At 72.1% G+C, this 26031-nt stretch carries 20 protein-coding genes and 1 riboswitch; of the genes, 10 read left to right on the top strand and 10 right to left on the bottom strand.

The genetic code is table 11. The annotated features are described in order from the left end of the window. The first annotated feature begins 130 nt into the window (after positions 1-130). The gene (locus ACP4J3_RS08100) at positions 131-937 is read left to right on the top strand and encodes a class II aldolase/adducin family protein (RefSeq protein ID WP_426531876.1); all 807 of its coding nucleotides are present in this window, start codon (positions 131-133) and stop codon (positions 935-937) included. 30 nt (positions 938-967) lie between these two features. Here ACP4J3_RS08100 and ACP4J3_RS08105 read toward each other — a convergent pair whose 3' ends face one another. After that, positions 968-1852, bottom strand: a complete 885-nt coding sequence (locus ACP4J3_RS08105) for a DUF4429 domain-containing protein (protein ID WP_426531878.1) — start codon at positions 1850-1852, stop codon at positions 968-970. A 356-nt stretch (positions 1853-2208) separates the two neighbouring features. On the opposite strand from ACP4J3_RS08105, the gene ACP4J3_RS08110 reads away from it, so the two are divergent. Both ACP4J3_RS08110 and ACP4J3_RS08115 read left to right on the top strand, forming a co-directional pair. Continuing rightward, positions 2209-3489, top strand: a complete 1281-nt coding sequence (locus ACP4J3_RS08110) for a hypothetical protein (protein ID WP_426531880.1) — start codon at positions 2209-2211, stop codon at positions 3487-3489. A 393-nt stretch (positions 3490-3882) separates the two neighbouring features. Then, positions 3883-4413, top strand: coding sequence for a DoxX family protein (locus tag ACP4J3_RS08115; RefSeq protein WP_426531882.1), 531 nt, complete (start codon positions 3883-3885; stop codon positions 4411-4413). Here ACP4J3_RS08115 and ACP4J3_RS08120 read toward each other — a convergent pair. Continuing rightward, on the bottom strand, positions 4410-4622 hold the full coding sequence (locus ACP4J3_RS08120; RefSeq protein ID WP_426531884.1) for a hypothetical protein: 213 nt from the start codon (positions 4620-4622) through the stop codon (positions 4410-4412). The genes ACP4J3_RS08115 and ACP4J3_RS08120 overlap by 4 nt on opposite strands. After that, positions 4609-5982 carry a PspC domain-containing protein gene (locus ACP4J3_RS08125; RefSeq protein ID WP_426531886.1) on the bottom strand — a complete coding sequence of 458 codons (1374 nt, stop codon included), beginning with the start codon at positions 5980-5982 and terminating at the stop codon, positions 4609-4611. The genes ACP4J3_RS08120 and ACP4J3_RS08125 overlap by 14 nt, the downstream gene beginning before the upstream one ends. 143 nt (positions 5983-6125) lie before the next feature. Here ACP4J3_RS08125 and ACP4J3_RS08130 point away from each other — a divergent pair, with 143 nt between their 5' ends. Continuing rightward, the gene (locus tag ACP4J3_RS08130; RefSeq protein ID WP_426531888.1) at positions 6126-7451 is read left to right on the top strand and encodes a PspC domain-containing protein; all 1326 of its coding nucleotides are present in this window, start codon (positions 6126-6128) and stop codon (positions 7449-7451) included. Continuing rightward, the gene (locus ACP4J3_RS08135) at positions 7448-8167 is read left to right on the top strand and encodes a LuxR C-terminal-related transcriptional regulator (protein ID WP_426531890.1); all 720 of its coding nucleotides are present in this window, start codon (positions 7448-7450) and stop codon (positions 8165-8167) included. Before ACP4J3_RS08130 ends, ACP4J3_RS08135 begins: the two co-directional genes overlap by 4 nt. Before the next feature lie 42 nt (positions 8168-8209). Here the strand turns inward: ACP4J3_RS08135 and ACP4J3_RS08140 are convergent, their stop codons facing one another. After that, positions 8210-9280 carry an NlpC/P60 family protein gene (locus ACP4J3_RS08140; RefSeq protein ID WP_426531892.1) on the bottom strand — a complete coding sequence of 357 codons (1071 nt, stop codon included), beginning with the start codon at positions 9278-9280 and terminating at the stop codon, positions 8210-8212. A 491-nt stretch (positions 9281-9771) separates the two neighbouring features. On the opposite strand from ACP4J3_RS08140, the gene ACP4J3_RS08145 reads away from it, so the two are divergent. Continuing rightward, a complete protein-coding gene (locus ACP4J3_RS08145; protein WP_426531894.1) occupies positions 9772-10125 on the top strand; it encodes a hypothetical protein in 354 nt (117 codons plus the stop codon). On the opposite strand, the gene ACP4J3_RS08150 is transcribed toward ACP4J3_RS08145, so the two are convergent. Next, positions 10103-11131 (bottom strand): tellurite resistance/C4-dicarboxylate transporter family protein, encoded by a 1029-nt coding sequence (locus tag ACP4J3_RS08150; protein ID WP_426531896.1) that lies wholly within the window; start codon positions 11129-11131, stop codon positions 10103-10105. The genes ACP4J3_RS08145 and ACP4J3_RS08150 overlap by 23 nt on opposite strands. 228 nt (positions 11132-11359) lie before the next feature. Then, positions 11360-12532, bottom strand: coding sequence for an NlpC/P60 family protein (locus tag ACP4J3_RS08155; protein WP_426531897.1), 1173 nt, complete (start codon positions 12530-12532; stop codon positions 11360-11362). Positions 12533-12540: 8 nt separating this feature from the next. After that, positions 12541-12707, bottom strand: a riboswitch (cyclic di-AMP (ydaO/yuaA leader). A gap of 376 nt (positions 12708-13083) precedes the next feature. Here ACP4J3_RS08155 and pcrA point away from each other — a divergent pair. Continuing rightward, on the top strand, positions 13084-15570 hold the full coding sequence (gene pcrA, locus ACP4J3_RS08160; protein ID WP_426531899.1) for a DNA helicase PcrA: 2487 nt from the start codon (positions 13084-13086) through the stop codon (positions 15568-15570). Between the two features lie 71 nt (positions 15571-15641). On the opposite strand, the gene ACP4J3_RS08165 is transcribed toward pcrA, so the two are convergent. Both ACP4J3_RS08165 and ACP4J3_RS08170 read right to left on the bottom strand, forming a co-directional pair. Continuing rightward, complete coding sequence (locus ACP4J3_RS08165; protein WP_426531901.1) at positions 15642-17144, bottom strand: M23 family metallopeptidase; 1503 nt, start codon at positions 17142-17144, stop codon at positions 15642-15644. A 237-nt stretch (positions 17145-17381) separates the two neighbouring features. Beyond that, positions 17382-18242 carry an esterase/lipase family protein gene (locus ACP4J3_RS08170; protein ID WP_426531903.1) on the bottom strand — a complete coding sequence of 287 codons (861 nt, stop codon included), beginning with the start codon at positions 18240-18242 and terminating at the stop codon, positions 17382-17384. Positions 18243-18784: 542 nt separating this feature from the next. On the opposite strand from ACP4J3_RS08170, the gene ACP4J3_RS08175 reads away from it, so the two are divergent. After that, complete coding sequence (locus tag ACP4J3_RS08175) at positions 18785-19207, top strand: cobalamin B12-binding domain-containing protein (protein WP_426531905.1); 423 nt, start codon at positions 18785-18787, stop codon at positions 19205-19207. On the opposite strand, the gene ACP4J3_RS08180 is transcribed toward ACP4J3_RS08175, so the two are convergent. After that, positions 19183-20847 (bottom strand): DUF5691 domain-containing protein, encoded by a 1665-nt coding sequence (locus ACP4J3_RS08180; RefSeq protein WP_426531907.1) that lies wholly within the window; start codon positions 20845-20847, stop codon positions 19183-19185. The two genes, ACP4J3_RS08175 and ACP4J3_RS08180, sit on opposite strands and share 25 nt — an antisense overlap. A 106-nt stretch (positions 20848-20953) precedes the next feature. Then, positions 20954-22309: an SWIM zinc finger family protein gene (locus ACP4J3_RS08185; RefSeq protein ID WP_426531909.1), complete on the bottom strand. Its 1356-nt coding sequence runs from the start codon at positions 22307-22309 to the stop codon at positions 20954-20956. 167 nt (positions 22310-22476) lie between these two features. Here ACP4J3_RS08185 and ACP4J3_RS08190 point away from each other — a divergent pair, with 167 nt between their 5' ends. After that, positions 22477-23607: an ATP-binding protein gene (locus ACP4J3_RS08190; protein ID WP_426531911.1), complete on the top strand. Its 1131-nt coding sequence runs from the start codon at positions 22477-22479 to the stop codon at positions 23605-23607. Positions 23608-23986: 379 nt separating this feature from the next. Beyond that, positions 23987-26031: DUF5682 family protein (locus ACP4J3_RS08195; RefSeq protein WP_426531935.1), on the top strand; the 2045-nt coding region annotated here is incomplete at its 3' end.

The raw sequence follows: 26031 nt of genomic DNA on the forward strand, positions 1-26031 counted from the left end.
TCCGACATCTGCTGTCCGGTTTCGGGGAGCACGGGCAGCACGGGCATCGAATCTTTACGGAACATCTCTGTTCTCCTGCGCTGACCGACGGTAACTTCCGCCCCGTAAGCAACCCAGTGCTGGAGGACACATGCACGGGACGCCCCTCGGGCCCACACCGCCCTCGCCGCTGCCGACCGACCAACTGCGGTTCGCGATGCCGCCGATGCACGAGTCGGTCGAGGACGAGCGCCGGCATCGCAAGGAGCGGCTCGCGGGCGCGCTGCGGATCTTCGGGCGGCTCGGGTTCGAGGACGGGGTCTCCGGGCACATCACCGCGCGCGATCCGGAGTTCAGCGACTGCTTCTGGGTCAACCCGTTCGGGATGCCGTTCAAGCACGTCACCGTCAGCGATCTGGTCCTCGCCAACTCCGAGGGGCAGGTGATCGACGGCCGCTACCACGTCAACCAGGCGGCGTTCACCGTGCACTCCCAGGTCCACGCCGCCCGCCCCGACGTCGTCGCGGTCGCCCACTGCCACTCGGTGCACGGGCGCGCGCTCGCGGCGCTCGGCGAGCTTCTTGAGCCGATCACCCAGGAGAGCTGCGCCTTCTACGAGGACCACACGCTCTACGACGCCTACTCGGGGGTCGTCGTCGACGGCGTGGAAGGCCGCCGGATCGCGGGCGCGCTCGGCTCCCACAAGGCGCTCGTGCTGCGCAACCACGGGCTGCTGACCGTCGGCGACTCGGTGGACGCGGCGGCCTGGTGGTTCCTGTCCATGGAACGGTCCTGCCAGGTGCAGCTCACCGCCAGGGCGGCGGGGCGGCCGGTGCTGATCGAGCATCGGCAGGCGGTGGCCACGCGGGAGCAGTTGGGCGGGGACCTGGTGGCGTGGATCAACTATCAGCCGCTGTGGCAGGACGTCAGCCGGAGCGAGCCGGACCTGCTGAGCTGAGAGGGCCGGTGGCAGTTCGGCGACTTCTGGTCAAAAGCCCCGTAGGACCACCGCCTTCGTTCTCGCGAACTCCTCGTCCGTGAGGACGCCGTCGCGGTGCAGCTCGCCCAACTCGCGCAGCCTGCGCAGGAGCACGTCGTGGTGGTCGGCCGCGGGCGGGACGGAAGCCGCCAGCCGGGGACGGTCGGCGGAGTCGAGGCCGGTGCGGGTGGACGGGTGCGGCAGCCGGGCGGTGACCGCGGTGGCGACCAGGGCCGTGAGCAGGTCGCGGCGGGCGCTGCCCCACAGGTCCAGGGCGTACGGGTCCTTCTCCGGCGGCAGTTTCGAGAACACCGTCTCCCGGGTCACGAAGCGCAGGAAGCCGTCCTCGTAGCCGGAGTTGGGCAGCCACTCGATCTGGACGAGGTCGCTGATGTCGATGATGCGCGGGCCGGTCGCCCGTTTCACGCGGTCGGAGGTGTCGGACCAGTCGATGCGCACCTGGGTGCCGTCGAAGGAGACCATGCCGTCGGAGGAGCGGACGGAGACCGGGACCGGCGGGCCGGGGAGCAGATACGCTTTGGTCGCCTCCTTGGGAATCTGGTCCAGCAGCAGGGCCTGGCGGATCTCCTCGGCGACGTACTCGGCGACCCCCGCACGGTCGATGTCCACCGCCAGCCGGTACGGATCCGCCGCGTCGGGCAGTCTGCCGCCGGTCGCCTGGAGCAGCGGGTCGGCGCCCTCGCGCAGCCGGATGCGCAGCCGGCCGTGCTTGCGTTCGGGCTCGAACACGATGCTCGCGACGGCCTCGAGGGGTACGGCGATCTCCCCGTACGTCTGCCGGAACAGTGGCACGGAGCGGTGGAGTCCCGGCGTGATCCGGACCGTTGTGCCGTCGAAGGCCCAGGTCCCGTCGCGCTGGATGATCTCGGCCATAGGGAAATTCTCGCAGCCGGGTCAACACAAGGGTGCGGTCATCACCCGCGCCGGGCGGACCTGGCGGATGCGGCGCGGGTGGCCTACGGCACAATTCGCTGTCGACGCAGGGGAGTTGTGCGCGGCGGTGTGCGTGGTGCGGGTGGTGGCCGAAAGCCGTGGTGATCGGTATGTGAGATCCGGCTGCCGGGGGGCGGGCTGTGGGTTATAAGGCCATGAGTCCATGAGTCCATGGGGTCATGAGGTCATTTGGTGATCTGGGCGCTTGGTCGGTGGGTCGGTGGGTCGGTGGGTCGGTCGGCCTGAGGGGTGCGGTGCCCCGAGGGTGAGAGGTCTGAGGAAGGCGGGCGTCGGGCGTGGCGGTGCAGGAGGCTGGGCAGGGCGGCGCGGTGCTGGGCGCGCATGGAGGCGGCTGCACCTGCGGGGACTGTCCGCACGGGGCGCGTGCGGGGCATCGGCGGGCCGTCGCCGAATTTCTGCTGAAGCGGGACGAGTTCGCGGCCGGGCAGGGGCTGCCGGCGGCGGTGGCGCACTCGGCGTCGGCCTCCCGGCAGTGGGTCTCCGAGGAGCTGACGCAGTCGGCGGAAGTCGTCGCCGAGCGGGGGCGGGCCGAGGGGGAGGCGTGGCTCGCGCGGCTGTGGTGGCGTACGGCGTGCACGGTCTGGGGACTGGTCGTGGCGCTGCTGCTGGTGCAGGCGCTCACGGCGATCGGCGCGGGGTGGACGGCCGCGCGTACGGCCGGGCTGCTGGCGGCGGTCGTGACGGCCGGGGTGCTCACGGCGGCGTCGTGGTTCCATCGGGCGCGGGGCGGGGCGCTGGCGCCGGTCATCGGTGAGGACAACCGGCTGTCCACGTCGCGGGCGGTGGCCGGGGCGTGGGTGCTGTTCGTGGCGTACGCGGTGTTGGTGCTCGTGGGGCGGCTGGCGGCGGCGTCCGGGCACGCGGAGCGCGATGCGTTGATCGCCGGGCTCGAGCTCCGGCGGGGTGCGGGTGTGGTGACCGTGCTGGCCGTGGTGTGCGCGATCGCGGTGCTGGTGCGGCGGGTCGTCGGGATGCGGGTGCTCGGGCAGCGGCTGCAGAAGGTGCGGGCGCATCGGCCCCGGGCGGCGGATCTGCTGACGGATGACGCGGGGCGGGGGACGTTCGCGGACATCCAGTACGTCGTCATCGGCGGGGTCGCGTTGCTGTTCGCGGCGGTGCGGTTGGCGCGGCGGCCGGATCAGTTGCCGGATCTGCCGTGGGGGCTGGCGGTGGTGGTGCTGGTGTCGGCGGCGACGTATCTGGCCGGGAAGTATGCGGAGGGGGGTCGGCCGGTGATTCTGTCGGTGGTGCGGGCGCGCGAGGCCGGCGATCTGGACGCGCCGATCCGGACGGGGGACGACATCGAGATCCGGGGGGCCGGGTTTGTGCCGCCCGGGGCGCAGGGGGCGGACCGGTTGTCGCGGATGGTGGTGCGGATCGGGGCGGTGCATGTGCATGTGCCGTTGGTGCCGGTGGCCGGGGGGTTCAGCAATCCGACGGATGCGGTGCTGACGGTGCCGGTGCCGGCGGATGTGGAGCCGGGGCGGGTGGGGGTGCAGGTGGTCACCGCGGTGGGGGTGGAGACCAATCGGTACCTGATCGATGTGACCGATTGACGGTTGCCTCCGGCTGGTGGGGGTTCGCGTTGATGCCTGCGGCGCCGCTGCGGGTGGGGTGGGGTGCGCGTAGCGCCTGCGGGTGTGTTGTGGGCCGGGGCCGTGGCGGGGGGTGACCGTCCTCGGACCGGCGGTTGGGGTTGGGCAGGGTGCTGAGCGTTTCTTGACGCCGGCCACTGCGGGCGGACACCCCCCGCCACGTCCCCTTCCCGCCGTACGCGGCTTTCCGTGCGTGGGGCGGCCCCGTCCGTACGGCTCCGCTTTTCTGACGGCCGCGTGGGCTCCGCTTCGGTGGGTAGGAAACCGGTCGCGCAGGGTTGAGCGGCGCGGCCACTGCGTACGTATCGTTTTTTGAGGGGTCACGGCACGGCGGGCGAGAGGCGGCTACGGGCGATGACTCACGGTATGCATACGGACACGCACACCCCTTACCTTGACGGCGACCGGAACTGGCGGGATTCCGCTACCCGTTACGCACTGCTCCCGCTCCGCGTCTTCCTCGGCGTCACCTTCATCTACGCCGGTCTGGACAAACTCACCGACAGCGCCTTCATGAAGGACTCCGGGGCGGGCTCGATCGGTGACATGATGCGGGCCGTTCGGGACTCGTCGGCCATCCCGGCCCTGGTGGACATGGCCCTGGACAACCCGGTCGCCTTCGGCTACGCCATCGCCTTCGGTGAACTGGCCGTCGGCATCGGCACCCTCATCGGCCTGTTCGCCCGTCTGGCGGCGCTCGGTGGGGCACTCATCTCGCTGAGTCTGTGGTTGACGGTGAGCTGGGCCTCCGATCCGTACTACTACGGCAATGACCTCGCCTATCTGATGGCCTGGCTGCCGCTCGTGCTCGCGGGTGCCCCCATGCTGTCGCTGGATGCGGCGCTGCGGGGTCGGCGACGGCAGCGGTTCGGCGGGTACCGCTAGCCCTCGGTCGGGTGCCTGCGGCGCTTTCGTATCGCCCGGGTCAGGAGTGCTGTCACGCCTGCCAGGAACAGGCCGCCGAGGACCAGGGGGATCACCGCGAACCACGGTGTCTCCCAGGCGTCGTTCGCGTCCCCGATGTAGGTGATGCCCGCTACGGTCAGGAACGCGCCGGCGACCAGCCTTCCGGGCTGGAACTCATGACGCAGCACGGCTCACCTCCGCCTGTCCGACGCCGACGCTCAGGTCGAGGTCCAGGGTGCCCGCGCTCTTGGTGCCCGTGGGCGGGGGCAGGGTCAGTTCCTTGTGCTTGCCCGGTGCCACGTCGACGTCCTGCTCGTCGTCGCCCGGCAACTGGATGTCTCCCACGCCCACGTCGATGCTCACTTTCACGGTCGCGTCCTTGGGGACGATCACCTTGAGATGGCCGACGCCCACGTCGGCTCTTGTCGTCACCGTCTGGCCCTGGGTGAACTCCAGCCCGGTCAGGTCCAGAGTGCCGACCCCGGTCCCCAGGTCGTACTGGTTCTGTACGTCCGCCACCGCAGCCGGGCGCCAGTCCCGTTCGATCCACCGGGTGCCTATGTCGTTGGGCAGGGCGGCCGCGGCCGCCAGTAGGCCCGCGGTGATGACGGCCAGGAAGACCGAGCCCGCTCCGGTGCGGCCCAGGAACGCGCTGATCGCCATGCCCAGGCCTATGACCAGCAGCGCGCAGGCCAGGCCGGTCTGGAGGCTGGCGCTGAGTGAGTGGTCCTCCCAGGTCCCGCCCGTGCCCAGGGCGCCCGCGAGGATGGCCAGCAGGAACACCCAGCCGCCGATCCAGCGGGGGCCGCGAGGCTTGGGCTGGGGCGGGCGTCGGGCCCCTATGTCCTTACGGCTGGTCCATGTGGCGCCCAGGCCGATGTTGACCGCCGCCGCGATGTCCCGCTCACGGGAGTCACGGGGGCCCCAGAGATAGCCGGTGCCGCCCTCGTGCGTGCCGTCCTTGACGATGGGGTCGCGCCACCAGGAGGGGTAGGCGGCGGGGACCGGCGGGGCCTGGGCCTCCGGCGGGGCGTCGGCGACGGCCTGGGCGGCGAGGGGGTCGGGGTCGGGGGTGCCGCGGTGCCGTGACCAGTAGCCGGCGCCGGCGAGGAGGAGCGAGAGGACCACGGCGAAGGCCAGCACCCCGCCGTTGCTCAGCATGGTCAGGAACACCCCGCAGCCGACCAGCGCGAACAGCACGGCCGTCAGCGCCTGGCCGTCGACGCGGCCGGTCAGCAGCTTGCGCACCTCGTTCTTGTCCTCGTCCTCGTACGGGACGAAGAGCCAGGCGAAGCCGTAGAAGATGAGGCCGATGCCGCCGGTCGCGGAGAGCACGGCGAGGGTGATCCGGAAGATCACCGGGTCCATGTCGCACTGCCGCCCGAGCCCGGCGCACACGCCGGCCAGCATCTTGTGCCGCCGGTCGCGCCGGAACCTGTGCGGCGGGGCGAGCGGGCCCGCCTCCGGGGACGCCTCTGCTTCCGCGCCCGCGGGGGGCACGGCGTCCGGCCCGGGCACGGAGTCCGCGGCGTGCTGGTGATCAGTCATGTGTCCATGGTGACGGGCGGGTCGGCCCGGCGGGAGTGGGAATGACCCTGGTCGGACCCTGATATCCGCCCTGAGGCGGGGACGGGGGAAGCGTTCGAGGCGGGCGGCTGTGAAGATCAGGGGAGTCTAGGGGGTCGACCCTGATGCCCCGCTGGGCCGGGCGTGTGAACATCGATGGCATGCCGGAAGCCGCAGCACCGCCACTCGCCGAACCGCGGCCGCCGCGCAAGCTCTACCGCAGCAGTGACGGACGCTGGCTCGGGGGCGTGGCGCGGGGGCTGGCCGGGCATCTCGGCCTGCCCGTCGTCTGGGTGCGGCTCGTCTTCGTCGGCCTGTTCATGGCGGACGGCCTCGGTGCGCTGCTGTATGCCGCGTTCTGGTTCTTCGTGCCGCTCGGCGTCGGCGGTGTCGACGCGCAGCGGCCTTCCCCCTTCGCCACCGAGACCGCGGCCGACGGCCGCCGCAGACTCGTCGCCCGCAAGCCGGACAAGGGACAGATCGTCGCGCTGCTGCTGATGGTGGCCGTGGCGATGGTCTTCGTCGGCAGCGTGGACCTGGGCAACGGCGCCAAGGCCTATCTGCTGCCCGCCGTACTGGTCGGCGCCGGCGTCGCCCTGGTCTGGCGCCAGGCGGACAACGCCCGCCGGGCCCGCTGGATGGAGGTCGGCCGGCATCGGCGCACCCTCACCCTGCTGCGGGCCGCGGGCGGCGTCGTGCTGGTCACGGCGGGCGTCTCCGGCATCTTCGTCCTCCAGGGCTCCGCCGCCCACCTCGGCTCCGTCCTGCAGGCGGCCCTCGCGGTTCTCGTCGGCATAACGCTCCTCGCGGGGCCGTACCTGGTCCGGATGACGCAGGACCTCTCCGAGGAACGCCTGATGCGCATCCGCGCCCAGGAGCGCGCCGAGGTCGCCGCGCACGTCCATGACTCGGTGCTGCACACCCTGACCCTGATCCAGCGCAACGCGGAGAACGCGAACGAGGTGCGCCGCCTCGCCCGCGCCCAGGAGCGCGACCTGCGCACCTGGCTCTACAAGCCCGAGGGCACCGGCAAGGACGAGGCGGACGAGCCGGCGAACCTGGCCGACGCCGTGCGGCGTAACGCCGCCGAGGTGGAGGACAAGCACGGCGTCCCCATAGAGGTCGTGGTCGTCGGCGACTGCCCGCTCGACGAGAGAATCGGCGCACAGATGCAGGCCGCGCGCGAGGCGATGGTGAACGCCGCCAAGTACGGTGGCGAGGGCGGCGCCGTGCAGGTCTACGCCGAGGTGGAGGGGAAGACCGTCTTCGTGTCCGTCCGGGACCGCGGTCCGGGCTTCGACCTCGACTCGATACCCGCCGACCGCATGGGCGTCAGAGAATCGATCATCGGCCGCATGGAGCGCAACGGCGGTACGGCCCGGCTGCGGGCGGTGCCCGACGGTGGCACGGAGGTCGAGCTGGAGATGGAGAGGGCGGAGAAGACGTCATGAGCGAGCCGACCGAGGCGAACGAGCCGGTGGAGCCGACCGGCGGGAGCGCGGGCCAGCGGCATGTGCGCGTGGTCCTCGTCGACGACCACCGCATGTTCCGTACGGGAGTCCAGGCCGAGATCGGCCGCACCGACCAGACCGGCGTCGAGGTCGTCGGCGAGGCCGCGGACGTCGACCAGGCGGTCACGGTCATCACCGCCACCCGGCCCGAGGTGGTCCTCCTCGATGTGCACCTCCCGGGTGGCGGCGGCGTCGAAGTCCTGCGTCGCTGCGCCCCGTTGATGGCCGACGCCGAGCAGCCCGTGCGCTTCCTCGCGCTGTCCGTCTCGGACGCCGCGGAGGACGTCATCGGGGTGATCCGGGGCGGTGCGCGCGGATACGTGACGAAGACGATCACCGGCACGGACCTGGTGGACTCCATCTTCCGGGTCCAGGACGGCGACGCGGTGTTCTCGCCGCGCCTCGCCGGGTTCGTCCTGGACGCCTTCGCGTCGACGGACGCGCCGCCGGTCGACGAGGACCTGGACCGGCTCACCCAGCGCGAGCGGGAGGTGCTGCGGCTGATCGCGCGGGGGTATGCCTACAAGGAGATCGCCAAGCAGCTCTTCATCTCCGTGAAGACGGTCGAGTCCCATGTCTCGGCGGTGCTGCGCAAGCTCCAGTTGTCCAACCGGCACGAGCTGACGCGGTGGGCCACGGCGCGGCGCCTGGTGTGAGCCGTGGCCCGCAGCGGGGCGCGAGGCCGGTGTGCTGCCAGCTCACACCACCCGCGTCGCCCCCGCGAACGGCATCTCGTCCAGCGGGGCCACCCGGACCGGCGCCGAGGGGTTCGGGGCGTGGATCATCCGGCCGTTGCCGATGTACAGGCCCACGTGGCTGATGCTGGAGTAGAAGAACACCAGGTCACCGGGGAGCAGTTCGGAGCGGGAGACACGGCGGCCGGCGTCGATCTGCGAGTAGGTCGTGCGCGGCAGGGAGATGCCGGCCGCGCGGTAGGCGGCCTGGGTGAGGCCGGAGCAGTCGAAGGCGTCCGGGCCGGTCGCGCCCCAGACGTAGGGGCTGCCGAGTTTGGCGTAGGCATAGGAAATGGCCTCCGCCGCACGGGAGTTGGGAGCCCGGACGGTGCCGGGCAGGGCGTCGCGGGCGCCTGTCGAGGAGCGGGCGGCGCGGTCCGTGCCGCCCTGCTGGAACTCGGCCCGCTCCTCGGCGGTCAGCCGCGCCAGCAAGGTGCGGGCGGTGTCCAGCTTGCCGGTGATCGTCTTCTTGTGGCGTTTCAGCTCGGCCTGGCGGGACTTCAGCGAGGTCAGTTCGATGTGCGCGGCGCCGCGCAGTTGCTCGATCTCGCGCAGTTGCCTGCGGACGCTCGACACCGACGCCGACTGGCGGTTGCCGGCGCGTTCGGCGAACTCGGCGCCGTCGAGATAGCGGTCGGGGTCCTCGGAGAGCGCGAGCCGCAGGGCCGGGTCGAGGCCGCCGTCGCGGTAGTGTGCCGCGGCCATCGAACCGAGGGCGTCCCGCGCCGAGTTGAGCTTGTCGGTCTTGCGCGCGGCCTCGTCCTGGAGCGCCCTGACGTGCTGCTCGGCCGCCTCCGCCTTCTCCTTCGCCCCGTTGTACTTCTCGGTGGCGACCTCCGCCTCCTGGTACAGCCTGTCCACCTTCGCCTTCACCTGCGCCGGTGTGAGCTGCGGCTCGGCGTGTCCGGTCCCCTCGAAACCCGTCGCCGTCGCCGCGCCCGCGAGCGCGATCGTCCATGCCGTGCGGGCCGTACTGCCGCCGACACTGCCGATACCGCCGGCCGGCCGCCGACGGGGCTTTCGGTGAGCTGCCACGTGGACTGCACGTCCTTTCGTACGACCGCCGCGCCCCGCGTACGCCCGCCCCGCGGGAGCGGCGGGTGCACGAGCGCCTGGGGGGAGCGGACGTACGACCGCCCGGGGGCGGGTGACGCGTCCGGCGGCGGCCGGCACAGGGGGAGCAGGCCGCCGCCGGACCTTTCTCGGCGGTGGTGTCCGACTGCCGCCCCTGGCCCGGGCGGCGGTGGGGAGCCGGTCACCTGGTGCAGGACGCTAAACCTCGCCGTGTCGGGTCGGTGACGGGTTGTGCGGAACTGCTGGGAGCGGACCGCCGGTGACCGCAAGTGAGCTTGATCCCGGGATGAGGGCGTCGCGTTCACGCTGTGTGCTGACCGATGTGGCGGTTCGGGGGGTGCGCGGCGGCCGCGGGGTGCTATGGCGCGCATATATGCGGCATCGGGGATGGGGCGAGGACACGCACAGGGCGGTGTCGGGTCGGTTTGCCCTGGTGGTTAGGCTCCGGCTCCATGGACGTACTCATCCACCTGTTCGTCGGTCTGCACATCATCGGCATCGCCGCGCTGCTCGGTGGCTTCTTCACCCAGATGAAGGCGATGGGGCAGGGCACCGCCCGGTTCGTCCCCGCGATGCTGCACGGCGCGCTGACCATGCTGGTCACCGGGGTGATCCTCGTCGGCCTCAACCAGGCGGACGACCAGTCCGTCAACAACATCAAGATCGGCGTGAAGCTGGCACTGCTGATCGTGATTCTCGGGCTCGTCTATGTGAAGCGGGACGAGGAGACGGTGGACAAGCGGCTCTTCGGCTTGGTCGGGCTGCTGACCACGGCGAACGTCTTCATCGCCGTGCTGTGGACCTGACGTCGGTCTCGGGGGGCGGTGCGTCGGTGCCGTCCTTGGACGGGCGGCGGGTGTAGCGCCGTACGGCGGCCGCGGTGGCCGTCAGCCATGCCGCCACCGCGATCCACGTCAGTGCCTCGCCGGGGGTTTCGAGCCATGGGACGTCCAGGGCGGTGGCGACGGAGAGCGTCGCCGCGGCCGTCATTCCCATGGGGAAGGCGGTTGCCCAGCGGCGTACGTCGTAGTGCGGGCGCGGCCATCGCATCTCGGCGATGAGCAGGACGGCGTACCAGGTCAGGTCGAGGACGAGCAGGGCGGCGGTCACCGTGCGCAGGACGTCGGTGTCGTCGTTGTTCCAGAGGTACAGGTCGGGGCCCTCGGCGCCGAGGAGCTTCGCGCCGGCGAGGGCGGAGATGGCCATGGCGCCGCCCGCCACCCAGTGGTCGCCGGCGCCTCGGGCGATCTGGCGCAGGTCGAAGCGGGCCAGGGCGACGGCGTAGAGGACCAGGCCGAGCCAGAAGAGAACCAGAGCCGCGTGGGCCGGCCAGGCGGTGTTCTGGGCGGCGGCGAGTGTCGCGGCCAGCACGACGAGTCCCTGGGTGGCCACGCAGCCCAGGAAGACCGCGCCGGGCATGCGGTGGCGCCAGTGGCGTACGACGGCGAGGAGGAGGCCTGGCCAGAGCAGGGCCGCGAGCGCCAGGAGCGCCCAGGCGAGGGGCTCCCAGCCGAGGGCGGCAAAGCGGGTGCCGAGGACCGCGGTCGCGGCGATGCCGGTCAGGGCGGCGGGGGTGGCCGCCTCCTCCAGCCATCTGGGGCGGTCCCACAGCAGGCGTGCGATGAAGGCACCGGCGAGGCCGAGCCAGGTCGCGCAGGCCAGGACGAGGGCGATACGGGACAGGTTTTCGTAGCCCGACTGGTGCAGGGCCACCGAGACGATGCCGGTGGCCATGACGGCGGCGCCGGCGGTGGGGGGTCGCTGCGACCACCAGGTGTGCAGGAGGGATGTGGGGGTGGTGCTGGCGGGCATGAGGCCGATGCTATGGGCGTGGCGGGGGTGCGGAGGGTGCCTGCGGCGGCCTGTGGGGCTGAGTGGGGGTGTGGGTAGCGCGTACGGGTGCGTTTGAGTGTGTGGGTGCGTGGGTGCGTCCACCCGCGGTCTCGGTCCTCGCAGCCCTGTGCTCCACGCCCGGGTCTTCGCGGCCCTGCGCTCCACGCGCGCGTGCGCCAAAGACGGCCACGCGCGCGTGCCTGTACGTCAAGCGGGGCGGACCACGCTGTGGATCGACGACTCCCCGTCGTAGTAGATCGACTCCTCGCGGACGTACGTGCCGGGCTTCGGGGCGTGGATCATCATGCCGTTGCCGATGTAGAGGCCCACGTGGGTGACGTCGTCGTAGAAGAAGATCAGGTCGCCGGGCTGGGCGTTGGCGAGGGGGACCGTGGTGCCGGCGTTGACCTGGTCGTAGGTGACGCGGGGGATGTCCACGCCGGCGGCCTTCCAGGCGGCCTGGGTGAGGCCGGAGCAGTCGTAGGAGTCGGGGCCGGTGGCGCCCCAGACGTACGGCTTGCCCATCTGGGAGCGGGCGAAGGCCAGGGCCTTCTCGGCCTTGGTGGCGTACGAGGAGTCCGAGGCGGACGAGTCCGAGGTGCCGGAGTCGGCCGGGGGCTGGGTGGTCTCCTGCTGCTGGGCTGCCTCCTGGCGCTCGCGCTCGGCCTCGGCCTCCGCCTGCTGGCGGGCCAGCTCGGCCGCCTTGCGGGCCGCCTCCTCCTGCTTGCGCTTCTCGATCGCGGCGAGGCGGGCCTTCTCCTCCGCCGTCAGCTTCGAGAGAAGTTCGCGTGCGTCGGACAGCTTCTGCTGGACCGTGGTCTTGGCGGTCTGCAGGTCGTTCTGCGACTCCGTGAGCGTCTTCAGGCTCTGGGTGGCCTCCTGGCGCTTCTTCATCGTCGCGGACTGCTCGGTGAAGTACTCGTCGACCGACTCCTTCTGACGGTCCGTCATGCGGCCCATCAGCTGGCTCTGGTCGAAGTAGTCCTGCGGGGTGTCCGCCAGGAGGAAGGTCGCCGTGTCGGGGGCGGTCGCTCCGGTGCGGTACTGGGCGGCGGCGGAGCGGCCGAGTTCCTCGCGCGCGTCGTTGAGCCTCTGGGTGCGCTTGGCGACGTCGTCGAGGAGGGTGTCGACGCGCTTGCGCTGCTTGGCGGTCTTCTCCTTGGCCGCGTTGTACTTCTCCGTCGCCGACTCCGCCTGGCGGTAGAGGTCGTCGACCTTCTTCTCGACCTCTTCGAGGCTGGGCTTGTCGTCCGTGGAGGGGCTCGCGTTTGCCGTCTGGGACAGCAGGGCCACGGACGTGAGGGCCGCCGTGGCGAGGGCGGGGGTCCGTATGCCGGCTACGCGCGTACTCGCGGGACGCGACTTGCGGTGCGACGCCAAGGGAGGCGACTCCTTCCGTGCTCCGCCTACCGAGTTAGCTGTCGGGTTCGGGCGGGTGGTTCGGAAGGGTTGCCCTACGGCCTTTCCCGGGAGGGGAGTTCGGCCGATTCACCCCAAGGTCGGTGGGTCCCCGGCTCCGGTCGCCATGGCGTACCGGACTCGGCGGAGGCCGTGCGGCCCGGCGTCGTTCGCCGGTGGAGGTCGTACGGCCTGCCCGGCACCGTAGCCAACTCGTGTGGCCCCTGTGAAGGTTGATGTTCGATATGCCCGATACATTTTCGTGACCTTGGGGTCGGGTGGCGCCGGGCGCGGTTGATCTGGGGTCGTGTGTGGTGGTGTGGAGGGTTTCTGGTTGGAAGTTCGATTTCGTCCTGTGTGGCGGTCGCGGTGGGGTGGCGGATCGACCCCGGGTGCGGATCGTGATGCCGCGGTTGCGGAGGGTGGGGAGGTTTTGCGGTGGGGCCCGGGTGGAAGATCATCCGGTTTCGGAACGTGTGATGTTCTCGGGGTGGCCGCGGGCTGTCAGTGGGGCGGCCTAGACTCGGAGAGCGATGAGCAGCCTCTTTGACGACAGCTTCCTGGCGGACCTCCAGGCCCCTCGGGCCCACGGGGAAGAGCCCCCGCCGCCGCCCGAGGACGAGCACGCTCCGGAGCCGGTTCCGGACGATCTGTTCGGTGGGAAGTTCGACGTGCCGCCGGACCGGGACGCCTACTACCGCGACGGCGCCCCACGCCCGGCCATCGACGCCGCGGCACTGCTGGACGGGCTGAACGAGAACCAGCGCGCGGCCGTCGTCCACTCCGGCACCCCGCTGCTCATCGTGGCCGGCGCCGGATCCGGCAAGACCCGGGTGCTCACCCATCGCATCGCCCATCTGCTCGCCGAGCGCGGCGTGCATCCGGGGCAGATCCTCGCGATCACCTTCACCAACAAGGCCGCGGGCGAGATGAAGGAGCGCGTCGAGCAGCTCGTGGGCCCGCGGGCGAACGCGATGTGGGTGATGACCTTCCACAGCGCCTGCGTACGCATCCTGCGGCGGGAGAGCAAGAAGCTCGGGTTCACCTCCTCCTTCTCGATCTACGACGCCGCCGACAGCAAGCGGCTGATGGCGCTGGTCTGCCGCGATCTGGAGCTCGACCCCAAGCGGTTCCCGCCCAAGTCCTTCAGCGCCAAGATCAGCAACTTGAAGAACGAGCTGATCGACGAGGAGGACTTCGCCGCCCAGGCGAGCGACGGCTTCGAGAAGACCCTCGCCCAGGCCTACGCCCTGTACCAGTCGCGGCTGCGGGAGGCCAACGCCCTCGACTTCGACGACCTGATCATGACGACGGTCAATCTGCTGCGCGCCTTCCCGGACGTCGCCGAGCACTACCGCCGCCGCTTCCGGCATGTCCTCGTGGACGAGTACCAGGACACCAACCACGCCCAGTACGCGCTCGTGCGCGAACTCGTCGGGACCAGCGAGCACCCCGTCGACGTGCCGCCCGGCGAGTACGACATCCCGCCCGCCGAGCTGTGTGTGGTCGGTGACGCCGACCAGTCGATCTACGCCTTCCGCGGGGCGACGATCCGCAACATCCTCCAGTTCGAGGAGGACTACCCGGACGCGACGACCATCCTGCTGGAGCAGAACTACCGCTCCACGCAGACGATCCTCACCGCCGCCAACGCCGTCATCGAGCGCAACGAGTCCCGCCGGCCCAAGAACCTGTGGACCAACGCGGGCGCGGGCGCGCGCATCACCGGCTATGTCGCCGACACCGAGCACGACGAGGCGCAGTTCGTCGCCGACGAGATAGACCGACTGACGGACGCGGGAGACGCCAAGGCCGGCGACGTCGCCGTCTTCTACCGTACGAACGCCCAGTCCCGTGTCTTCGAGGAAGTCTTCATCCGCGTCGGCCTGCCCTACAAGGTCGTCGGCGGGGTCCGGTTCTACGAGCGCAAGGAGGTCCGGGACGTCCTGGCCTACCTGCGGGTGCTGGCCAACGCCGAGGACTCGGTGCCGCTGCGGCGGATCCTGAACGTGCCCAAGCGGGGCATCGGCGACCGCGCCGAGGCGATGATCGACGCCCTCGCACAGCGGGAGAAGATCAGCTTCCCGCAGGCGCTGCGGCGGGTCGACGAGGCGTACGGGATGGCCGCGCGGTCGGCCAACGCCGTCAAGCGGTTCAACACGCTGATGGAGGAGCTTCGTACGATCGTCGAGTCCGGCGCGGGACCGGCGACCGTCCTGGAGGCGGTGCTCGAGCGGACCGGCTATCTCGCCGAGCTGCAGGCCTCCACCGACCCTCAGGACGAGACCCGGATCGAGAACCTTCAGGAACTCGCGGCCGTCGCCCTGGAGTTCGAGCAGGAGTCGGCTGAGGGCGAGGCCTCCGGCGGGCTCGCGGACTTCCTGGAGCGGGTCGCGCTCGTCGCCGACTCCGACCAGATCCCCGACGAGGACGAGGAAGGCGCCGGCGTCATCACCCTGATGACCCTGCACACCGCCAAGGGCCTGGAGTTCCCGGTCGTCTTCCTCACCGGCATGGAGGACGGCGTCTTTCCGCACATGCGCGCCCTCGGCCAGACCAAGGAGCTGGAGGAGGAGCGGCGCCTCGCCTATGTCGGCATCACACGCGCGCGTGAGCGGCTGTATCTGACGCGGTCGGCGATGCGCAGCGCGTGGGGGCAGCCGTCGTACAACCCGCCGTCCCGCTTCCTGGAGGAGATCCCGGCCCAGCACGTGGACTGGAAGCGCACGGGTGCCGCCGCGCCGGTCTCCTCCGGGCCGGCGTCCGGAGTGGCCGCCTCGCTGTCCTCGTCCCGCTCGCGCTCCTCGGCATCGGGCGCGTCCGGCTTCGCCACCCGCCGCACCTCCGAGAAGCCGGTCGTGCAGCTCGCGGTCGGCGACCGGGTCACGCACGACCAGTTCGGGCTGGGCACGGTGACGGCGGTGAAGGGCTCGGGCGCCAACGCCGAGGCGACGATCGACTTCGGGGACACCAAGCCGAAGCGGCTGCTGCTGAGGTATGCGCCGGTGGAGAAGCTGTAGCACTCATGCGTGTGCGCCCCCGCCGAGGGCGGGGGCGCACAAGGGACGTCGTCACGCGTCGCTGAGGTGGCTCACGTCGGGTCGAGGCCGTGGCTGCGCAGCCAGGACAGCGGGTCTATCGCCGAGCCGCCGCCGGGGCGGACCTCGAAGTGCAGGTGCGGGCCCGTCGAGTTGCCGGAGTTGCCGGAGTACGCGATCGGGTCGCCGGCCTTGACGGTCGTACCGGAGGCGACGCGGTAGCTGGAGAGGTGGCAGTACCACGTCTCCGTGCCGTCCTTCGCGGTCACGATCATCATGTTGCCGTAGGCGCTGTTCCACTGCGTCCGCACGGTGCCGTCGGTCGCGGCCATCACGGTCGTGCCGTACGAGACGGGGAAGTCGATGCCGGTGTGCACGGACATCCAGTTGATTCCGGACTGCCCGAAATAGGCGCTCAGACCGTGGTTCGCGACCGGGATCGCGAACTTCGGGCGCAGCCGCTCCTTGCGGGCCGCCTCCTCGGCGGCCTTCCGCTTCTCGGCCGCCTGCTGGGCCTTGAGGTCGATGCGCTCCTGGGTACGGCTGGCGCGGTCGGCGAAGTCGTCGGCGCCGGCGGAGAGGCTCTCGAGCTGGGTGTCCAGCTTGTTGTTCGCGGCGGACGGCTTCACGGCCTCGCCGTCCGAGGCCAGCGTGGACGCGTCCTTGTCGTCGGTCAGGTTGCCGACGGAGGCGGCGGCGATGCCCGCGACGCCCATCACGCAGGCCGAGGGCACGGCGACCGTCAGCAGCGCGGAGCGCTTGGGGGGCGTACGGCGGCGGGAGCGCGCCCCGCTGCGGGAGGCGGCGCGCGGGGAGGGGACCGGGGTGGCCTCCTCCTGGCCGTCGAGGAGGGGATCCGGGGCAGGGGGCTCGCCGGTGGCGGCCGACTCGGCGTCGTGCTGGGCCGGGTGGTCGTACGCGGCGGGATCGTCGTACGGCGACGGGTCGTCGTAGCCCGTGGGGCCGGCGTGCTCGATCTGCTCGAAGTGCGCGGTGGCCTGCTGGTCGAAGGATTCTGCGGGCTGCTCGTAGTCGCCGGTCGTGTGCGCGGTGGCGCCGTCGGAGTTCCACTGCGTGGCGTCGTACGCCCCGGTGTCGAAGGTCTGCGTGCCCCATTCCCAGTGCTGGGTCTGGTCGGCCGGGGCGGCGGACTGGTCGGGCTGAAGCCAGGCGTTCGCGTCCCACTGGCCGGAGACGTCATGGCCGCTTGCCTGCTGCGGGACGAAGGCGAGGCGCTCGTGGTCGGTCGTCCAGGCCGCGGTGTCGTACGCGCCGCTGTCGTAGCCGGCATGGTGCTGGGCTGCGTACGCGTCGTAGTTCAGGGTGTGGTGGCTGCCCGTGGACCACTGCGTGGCGTCGTACGCGCCCGTGCTCTCGCCGGGGAGGCTGCCGAACAGAGGGTCCGCGTCGAAGGTGGGGGCGGCGTGGCCGACGGCGGCAAAACCGTTGGCGTCGTAGCCGGCGTACGTGGTGGAGTCACCGTAGTGGGCCTCCTGGGTGCCGTACGACGCGTAGTGCGCCGGGGCGGCATCGGAAGCCGAAGCCGGAGACGTCATGGTCCCCGACGGGTGACGATCGTTCACCAACTTCTCTCTCGCCTCGACAACAGGGGCTGCCAGAGCAGTGCGGCGACTGTACCCGGCGGTACGCGGGCACGACAATCTTCGGCAGGTTTCGCGCGCGCAGGAAACGGGCATTCGGCCGTGTTTTGGCGGACTGTGGGCGCGAGTTTGGTCTTGTGTTCGAAGATTGTTCGAAGTTGGACGGCTGTCGGGGCTCGTGTGGGCCGGTGGCTACGCCACCGTCAGGCCGTCGGCCTCGGCGGCGGCCTCGGCTCCGGTTCCCGTGGTGTCGAGGGCCTGCCGGATTCCGGTCGCGACAGCGGGATGCACCGGCAGGGCGAGATGGCCGACGCCGCTCACGCGGACGTTCTGCGCCATCAGGTCCGGGTGATCGATGCAGGCCGTCTCCAGCGGGTCCATCAGATGGTCGAGGTCGCTCCAGAAGCTCACGAAGTGCGTACGGCAGCCCGGCGCGGGGCGGGCCAGCTCCTCGAGGATCGGTGAGCCGGGGCGCATCTGGCGCACGATGGGGTGTGCGTTGGCCAGCGGGACGACACGGGTGCCGGAGTGCGGGGTGCCGAGCGTGACGAGCGTACGGACCCTGCGGTCGCCGCCGAGGCACTGCACGTAGTAGCGCGCTATCAGCCCGCCGAGGCTGTGCCCGACGACGTCGACCTGCCGGCTTCCGGTGCGCTCGCAGATCTCCTCTATGTGCCGGCCGAGCAGTTCGGCGGCGGTGCGGATGTCGCAGGTCAGCGGGGAGTAGTTGAGCGACTCGACCTGGTGCCTGCCGTGCTGGGCCAGGCTGCGGCGCAGCAGGACGAAGACCGAGCGGTTGTCGATGAAGCCGTGCAGCAGGACGACGGGTGGTTTGGTCTCGGTCGGCAGTTGGGTGGCGTCCGCCGGGGGGAGCGTGGAGGTGGCCCGGCGCTCCTGTGCGATGCCGGAGGGGTAGAGGAGCAGATGACCGGCGAGGATCGCGATCTCCAGGGCGGTCGCCTTCAGCAAGGCCAGGGAGAGGCCGGCGAGCCTGCTCGGGAGCAGGCGTCGGTAGCGCGGGAGAAAGGGGAATGCTGCCCCGGTGACCTTCATGGCCGACCTCCTTGTGGCACGTAGGAGGACGGCTCCGGCCCCCGTGTGCCCTCGTGGGAAGTCGCGGCGGAGGTGCCGGCGGGGGCATGAGCAGGGTGCGTGGGGCGAGCGAGGCGCGCGTTGCGTGAGCCGGCCCTGGTGGCCTTGGTGCGCCCATGACCTGGCGGGGCTCCCTGCCGGTGTGGCGACGAGGCTTCCCCGCTGTCGTGCCTTACCTGCCCTACGTGCCCTTCGTGCCACCGTCGATGCGCCGCACCGCCACGTCGCGCGGCCCGGCGGCGCGGTGGTGCGGCGACCTCGTTGCGGCTCCCGTTGCGCTTGGTCCCGCTGTGACGCGCGTGCCGCGGACTGCTGCGGCCCGTGTGCCGCAGAGATGTGGAACGGTGCGCGGCGAACGTGTCCCACCGTGTGATTTCCCCCTCGGTCCGCACCGCGAAACTGCCGGTTGCGGGATGCTGGCGATAACGTTCGTTCACTTCATCACTCCTGTGTGAGCGATGCTTGTCGGTACGGATGGATGTAGTCGCTTCATGGAGGCAGTGATGGGTGTGGCAGCCGGTCCGATCCGCGTGGTGGTGGCCAAGCCTGGACTCGACGGCCACGATCGCGGGGCCAAGGTGATCGCGCGGGCGCTGCGCGACGCCGGTATGGAGGTCATCTACACCGGTCTTCACCAGACACCCGAGCAGGTGGTCGACACCGCGATCCAGGAGGACGCCGACGCGATCGGCCTGTCCATCCTGTCCGGGGCCCACAACACGCTCTTCGCCGCGGTGATCGACCTCCTCAAGGAGCGCGACGCCGAGGACATCCTCGTCTTCGGCGGCGGGATCATCCCCGAGGACGACATTCCCCCGCTGAAGGAGAAGGGCGTCGCGGAGATCTTCACGCCCGGGGCCACCACCCAGTCGATCGTGGACTGGGTGCGGGCGAACGTGCGTCAGCCGGCTGCCTCCGGCGGTTGAGCCGGCTTGTGGTGCGGATGAGGTGGTTCCAGCTCCTTGATCATGGCCGCCCGCAAGCGCAACGTCGTGACCAGCCGCTGGAACGCCTCCGCCCAGTACCCACCGGCCCCCGGCGACGCGTCCTCCGTTTCGTCCGGTACCGCCAGCAAGCCGTCCAGACGGCTCGCCTCGGCCGGGTCGAGACAGCGCTCGGCCAGGCCCATCACTCCACTGAAACTCCATGGATAACTCCCCGCGTCCCGCGCGATGTTGAGCGCGTCGACCACCGCCCGCCCGAGGGGCGCGGCCCACGGCACCGCACACACCCCGAGTAGCTGAAACGCCTCCGACAGGCCGTGCGTCGCGATGAACCCCGCGACCCACTCGGCCCGCTCCGCCGAGCCCAGCGTGCCCAGGAGCTTCGCCCGCTCGGCCAGCGACACCGCCCCCGGACCACCGGCCTCGGGGGCCGAGGGAGCCCCGAGCAGCGCCCTGGCCCACTCGGCGTCCCGCTGCCGCACCGCCGCCCGGCACCACGCCGCGTGCAGCTCGGCCTGCCAGTCGTCCGTCACCGGCAGCGCCACGATCTCCCGGGGGGTACGCCCGCCCAGTCGGCCCGGCCAGGCGCTCAGCGGCGCCGCCTCCACCAACTGCCCGAACCACCACGACCGTTCACCCCGCCCCACCGGAGCCTTGGCGACGACCCCGTCGCGTTCCATGGACGGGTCGCACTCGTGCGGTGCCTCCACGCCGATCGCCGGCCCGTCCCCCGTGTGATCCAGCGCCACGCAGGCCCCGGCCCGCACCGCCATCCGCGCCGCGAGCGCCGAACCCGGCAGCGCCGACAGCAGCTCCGCCGCCGTCGCCCGGACATTGCGGCTCCGGTCGGCCAGCGCCTGCTCCAGGAACGGCTCGTCCTCGGGGCCCAGTCCGGTCCGCAGCGAGTCGAGGAACATCAACCGGTCCTCGGCCCGCTCCGTCGCCCACGTCGTGGACAGCAGCTCGCGCGCGGCGCCGGGCTCGCGTGCGCGTATCGCGGAGAGCAGGGCGACCCGCTCGGCGAACAGCCCCTCCTGCCATAGCTGCTGGACCTTGGCCGAGTCGTCGAGATGCGGCAACGCGGCGCCGCCTCCCGGGGTCGCGCGCAGGGCGAACCGCCAGTCCGGGTTGAGCCGGGCGAGCCACACCGCGCGCGGGCCCGCGAAGGCCAGCGCCGCGGGGCGCAGGTCCGTACGCCCCCTCGCCGCGTCCAGCAGGGCGGGCAGTACCTCGGGAGGTGGCGCGAGGCCCCGGTCGTTCGCCCTCGCCAGCCACTCCGGCAGCAGCTCCACGAGGTCGGGCGAGGTGCCTCTGCGGCCGCCGCCGGCCGCGCCGGGACGGTCGGCCAGCAGCATCGCCAGCCGACGGGCCGCCGCCGGAGGCAGCGCCGGGCGCGGATCCTCGGGCGCGGGCTGCGGCCGCTGTGCCGCCCGCGCCGGCCGCAGCCCGGCCCGCCGCCGTACGGTCTCCGCGGCCGCCGCGTCCAGCAACGCCACCGGCGCCTCCCGGCCCGGCGCACAGCCCGGCGGCGTACGCCGGTCCGTCCCGAGCAGCGCCGCCGTGACGAGCTCCTCCCAGGCGCTGGGCGTCGGCGAATCCACGGGAACGGAGGGACTGTTCATCGGGTCATTCCTCTCTTTCTGCGTGCTGGATGCCGCCGTGGAAGGGGTGGAGTGGGGAGGGGGTGGGCGGGCTGGGGACGGGCGTGGAGGGCGCCGGGGCGGTCGCTCAGTACAGCGGTACGGCGTCGCCGGCGCCCTGCGGCCAGGCCGTCAGCGGGGTGAAGCCGCGGTGGCCGCACTCGCCGAACACCTTCACCGGCGCACCGCCGGACAGCGCCACCAGGCGCCACAGGCCCGGGCGGGCGCGGGCGGCCGGGGTGAGCGGCAGCGCCGTGTCCGCGTCGGCGTCCGTCAGCTGCCACGAAGCGCCGTCCGGGGTCGGTATGACCCGGTCCAGGGTCACCGGGACGGAATCAAGCCACGGATCGTCGCGGAGCGCATCGCCGTAGCGGGCGGTCGCCTCGGCCGTCGTCAGGCCCGGTGGCCGTATCGCCGCCGGAGCAGGCGCCGCGAACTGCTCGCCCAGGGCCGCTCTGAGCTGCCCGGCGCCCGGGTACGCCGTCAGCTCCGCGTCCAGGGCCAGTCCCACCGGCAGCGTCAGCTCGGGGGCGCGGCCGGCGGCGCCGTAAGAGAGGAGCAGCGCCGTGCGGCCCGAGTCGGCGCCGTGCAGCCAGATCCGGCGCGTCGTCAGTTTCACGTCGGCCGTGTCGTACTGGGCCAGGACCAGCCATCGGTCCCGCACGGGCGGGCCGTCCGCCGAGGCGGGCAGGCCGATACGGGAGCGGACCGTGTCCGCCAGGCCGTCGGGCAGGCGCTCGCGGCGCAGCCAGCCCTGGTCGAGGAGGTGAAGCAGGGCGCACTCCTCCAGCAGGCGGACCGGCCAGCCGGGGCCGGATGCCGGGATCGCGCCCAACTCCCTGACCCGCGCGGCCAGTCCCGGTGCCTGGGCGTCGACCATACGGGCCGCCGTCTCCTCCCACAGCCCGTACCCCGACTGCTCCGCGCCGGCCAGACCGCCGCGCAGCAGGTCCGCCAGACGCTGCTCCAGTTCCGTAGCCCCTGCCGTGACCCGCACCGCCCGGCGCTCGGCCCTGCGCCGTGCCGCCTCCGGATCAGCGGAGCCCGTCGAGGAACCGGGCGCATCCGCCGACCGCTTCTCCTCGGCGCGCTGCCTTCTCCCCTTTATCCACTGCTCCGCCCAGTCCGGCGGCTGCCCCGGCGGCACCGCACCGTCCCCGCCCGCCCAGAGCAGCAGCAGCCCGAGAGCGTGCTTGCACGGAAACTTCCGGCTCGGGCAACTGCACTTGTACGCGGGCCCGGACGCGTCCGCGATGTCGATGACCGTCTGATACGGCTTGCCGCCACTGCCCTTGCACAGCCCCCACACCGTCCCTTCGCCGGCACTCCCCGCCTCGGACCACGGCCCCGCCGCCCCGAGCTTGCTTCCCGCTTTGCGCGACGCGGCGTCAGGCGCCAGTGCCAGCACCTGATCCGCGGTCCAGCGCACCCCCTGCTGAGTCATGCCATCGAAGGTAGATCCCACCACTGACAATCGGTCCGGCGCATGATCCGGCGAGCGGTCCCGCGAGGGCGTTTGCGCAGGTCGGAACGCATTGTCAGTGGCGTGGTGCACGGTTGATGCCAGATCCGAGAACGGCTGAACCGGCCGAGCTGGAGGGGGACTTTGCCATGCCTGTTTCCGTAGAACCAAAGCCCGTCGAAGCCGGCGGGGCGGAATCGACCGAGGCGTTGCGGCCGCATGCCGAGGACGCGTTCGCCCATGAACTCGCGGCGCTCGCGGCGCAGGACGACCGTCCGCGCCCGGCCCGCTGGAAGCTGTCGCCGTGGGCCGTGGCCACGTATCTGCTCGGCGGCACCCTGCCGGACGGCACGGTGATCACACCGAAGTACGTCGGCCCGCGCCGCATCGTCGAGGTCGCCGTCACCACCCTCGCCACCGACCGCGCCCTGCTCCTGCTCGGCGTGCCCGGCACCGCCAAGACCTGGGTGTCCGAGCACCTGGCCGCGGCGGTCAGCGGCGACTCGACGCTGCTGGTGCAGGGCACCGCGGGCACACCGGAGGAGGCGATCCGGTACGGCTGGAACTACGCGCAGTTGCTCGCCCACGGGCCGAGCCGTGACGCCCTGGTGCCCAGCCCCGTCATGCGGGCCATGGCGGAGGGCATGACGGCCCGTGTCGAGGAGCTGACCCGTATTCCGGCCGATGTGCAGGACACGCTGATCACGATCCTGTCGGAGAAGACGCTGCCGATACCGGAGCTGGGGCAGGAGGTGCAGGCGGTCCGCGGCTTCAACCTGATCGCCACGGCCAACGACCGGGACCGGGGGGTCAACGACCTCTCCAGCGCTCTGCGCCGCCGCTTCAACACGGTGGTGCTGCCGCTGCCGGAGAGCGCGGAGGCCGAGGTGGACATCGTCTCCCGCCGCGTCGACCAGATCGGCCGCTCCCTCGACCTGCCGGCGGCGCCCGACGGCATCGACGAGATCCGCCGTGTCGTCACGGTCTTCCGAGAGCTGCGCGACGGGGTCACCGCCGACGGCCGCACCAAGCTGAAGTCGCCGAGCGGCACGCTCTCGACGGCGGAGGCGATCTCCGTCGTCACCAACGGCCTGGCTCTGGCCGCGCACTTCGGCGACGGAGCGCTGCGTCCCGGCGATGTCGCCGCGGGCATCCTCGGCGCCGTCGTCCGCGACCCGGCGGCCGACCGGGTCATCTGGCAGGAGTACCTGGAGGCGGTCGTGCGCGAGCGCGACGGCTGGACGGACTTCTACCGCGCGTGCCGGGAGGTGAGCGCGTGAACGACGACGACCTGGGGTGGGGGCGCCCGCGTGGTGGGTCGACGGCGAGTGGATCCGTGGCGGCCGTGGGCCATGGGGGCGGGGCGGTGACGGGTGACGACTCGTGGTGGCCCCGGAGCTGACGGGTGACCTCTCGTGGTGGCCGCGGAGCTCACGGGGGCGTGTGGGCCGCGGGGACGGTACGAGCGGGGGCGATGCGTGATGGCGGCGAAGGTGAGGGGTCGAAGTGACAGGCGTTGACGGGGCTGAGAGCCGGGGGCTGGACGCGGGCGTCGTCGGGGGACCGTCGGGTGACGTCGACGTGGTGCGGGCGGGTGCCGATTCGGTGGAGGGACAGGCGGGGTCGGATCCGTCGGCAGCCTCCGTCTCCGCCTCGGCCGTGAAGCCGGCGGGGCCGTTGCTGCTCGGGGTGCGGCATCACGGGCCCGGGTCGGCGCGGGCCGTACGGGCGGCGTTGGACGCGGCTCGGCCGCGGACCGTGCTGATCGAGGGGCCGCCGGAGGCCGATGCCCTGATCCCGCTCGCCGGTGACGAGGCGATGCGGCCGCCGGTCGCCCTCCTCGCCCACGCCGTGGACGAGCCCGGCCGCTCGGCCTTCTGGCCGTTGGCCGAGTTCTCCCCGGAGTGGATCGCGATCCGCTGGGCCGTGGAGCACCAGGTCCCGGCCCGCTTCATCGACCTGCCGGCCACGCACACGTTGGCGTGGGGGAGGCAGGACGAGGCCCAGCCAGGGACCGACGGGAGCGGAGGCGGCAAGGAGGGCGACGCTGCTGATGACGGCACGTCGGAGTCCGGTCCGGCGGGTGGCCGCACGCCCGATGCCGACGCCGACGCAGGCGCCGAGGCAGACGCGGGCGGTGCGGGCGGGCCTCGTGTCGACGTCCGGGTCGATCCCCTCGCCGTGCTGGCCGAGGTCGCCGGTTATGACGATCCCGAGCGGTGGTGGGAGGACGTCGTCGAGCACCGGGGGGTGGGGGACGGGGACGCGTTCGCGCCGTTTCTCGGGCTTGAAGAGGCCATGGGGGCGTTGCGGGAGGCGTACGGGAGCGGGGGACATGAGCGGGATCTCGTGCGGGAGGCCTATATGCGGCTCCAGGTGCGGGCCGCGCAGCGGGAGTTCGGGGACGACGTGGCCGTGGTGTGCGGGGCGTGGCATGTGCCGGCGCTCCGGCACAAGAGCACTGTGGCCGCCGACAAGGCGCTGCTGAAGGGGCTGCCCAAGGTCAAGGCCGACATGACCTGGGTGCCGTGGACACACCGCCGGCTGGCCCGGGTCAGCGGGTACGGGGCGGGGATCGACTCGCCGGGTTGGTACGGGCATCTGTTCGGTGCGCCGGACCGGCCGGTCGAGCGGTGGATGACCAAGGTGGCCGGGCTGTTGCGGGACGAGGACCGGATGGTGTCCTCGGCGCATGTCATCGAGGCGGTCCGGCTGGCGGAGACGCTGGCGGCGATGCGCGGGCGCCCGTTGCCGGGGCTGAGCGAGACGACCGACGCGGTGCGGGCGGTGATGTGCGAGGGCTCGGACGTGCCGTTGGCGTTGGTGCAGGACCGGCTGGTCGTGGGGGATGTGCTGGGGGAGGTGCCGCGGTCGGCGCCGGCGGTGCCGTTGCAGCGGGACCTCGATCGGATCCAGCGTCGGCTGCGGCTCAAGCCGGAGGCGCAGGAGCGGGAGTTGGAGCTCGACCTGCGCAAGGAGAACGACGCCGGGCGCAGCAGGCTGCTGCACCGGCTGCGACTGCTCCGCGTGGAGTGGGGCGAGCCGGTGGCGTCGCGGGGGAGCACGGGGACGTTCCGGGAGACATGGCGGTTGCGGTGGGATCCCGAGCTGTCCGTGCGGGTCGCGGAGGCCGGGGTGTGGGGGACCACCGTGTACGCGGCGGCGACCGCCAAGGCGGAGTCCGATGCCGTCGCCGCGCAGGGTCTCGCCGACGTCACCGCCCTGGCGGAGCGCTGCCTGCTGGCCGAACTGCCGGACGCGTTGCCCACGGTGATGCGGATCCTCGCCGACCGGGCCGCCCTCGACGCCGATGTCGGCCACCTCGCCCAGGCGCTGCCCGCGCTGGTCCGCTCGCTGCGGTACGGCGATGTGCGGGGCACGGACACCGGGGCGCTCGCCGAGGTCGCCGCGGGGCTCGCCGAGCGCGTCTTCGTCGGCCTGCCCCCGGCCTGCGTCTCGCTGGACGCGGACGCGGCCGAGGAGATGCGGCGCCATGTGGATGCGGTGCATGGGGCGGTGGGGTTGCTGGGTGACGCGGTGAGTTCGGGGGCCGACGCGCGGGGTGCGGGACTCGCGCCGGGGCAGGGGGATGCGGGCGGCCCGCCGACGGCTCTCGGGCACGGCGCCCCGGGCAGCTCGCCCGCCACTCTCGGCCAGGACACCTCGGGCAGTCCGGCTGCCGTCCTTGGTCACGGCGATTCCGG

It is taken from the genome of Streptomyces sp. UG1 (assembly GCF_049974585.1).
Classification (GTDB): domain Bacteria; phylum Actinomycetota; class Actinomycetes; order Streptomycetales; family Streptomycetaceae; genus Streptomyces.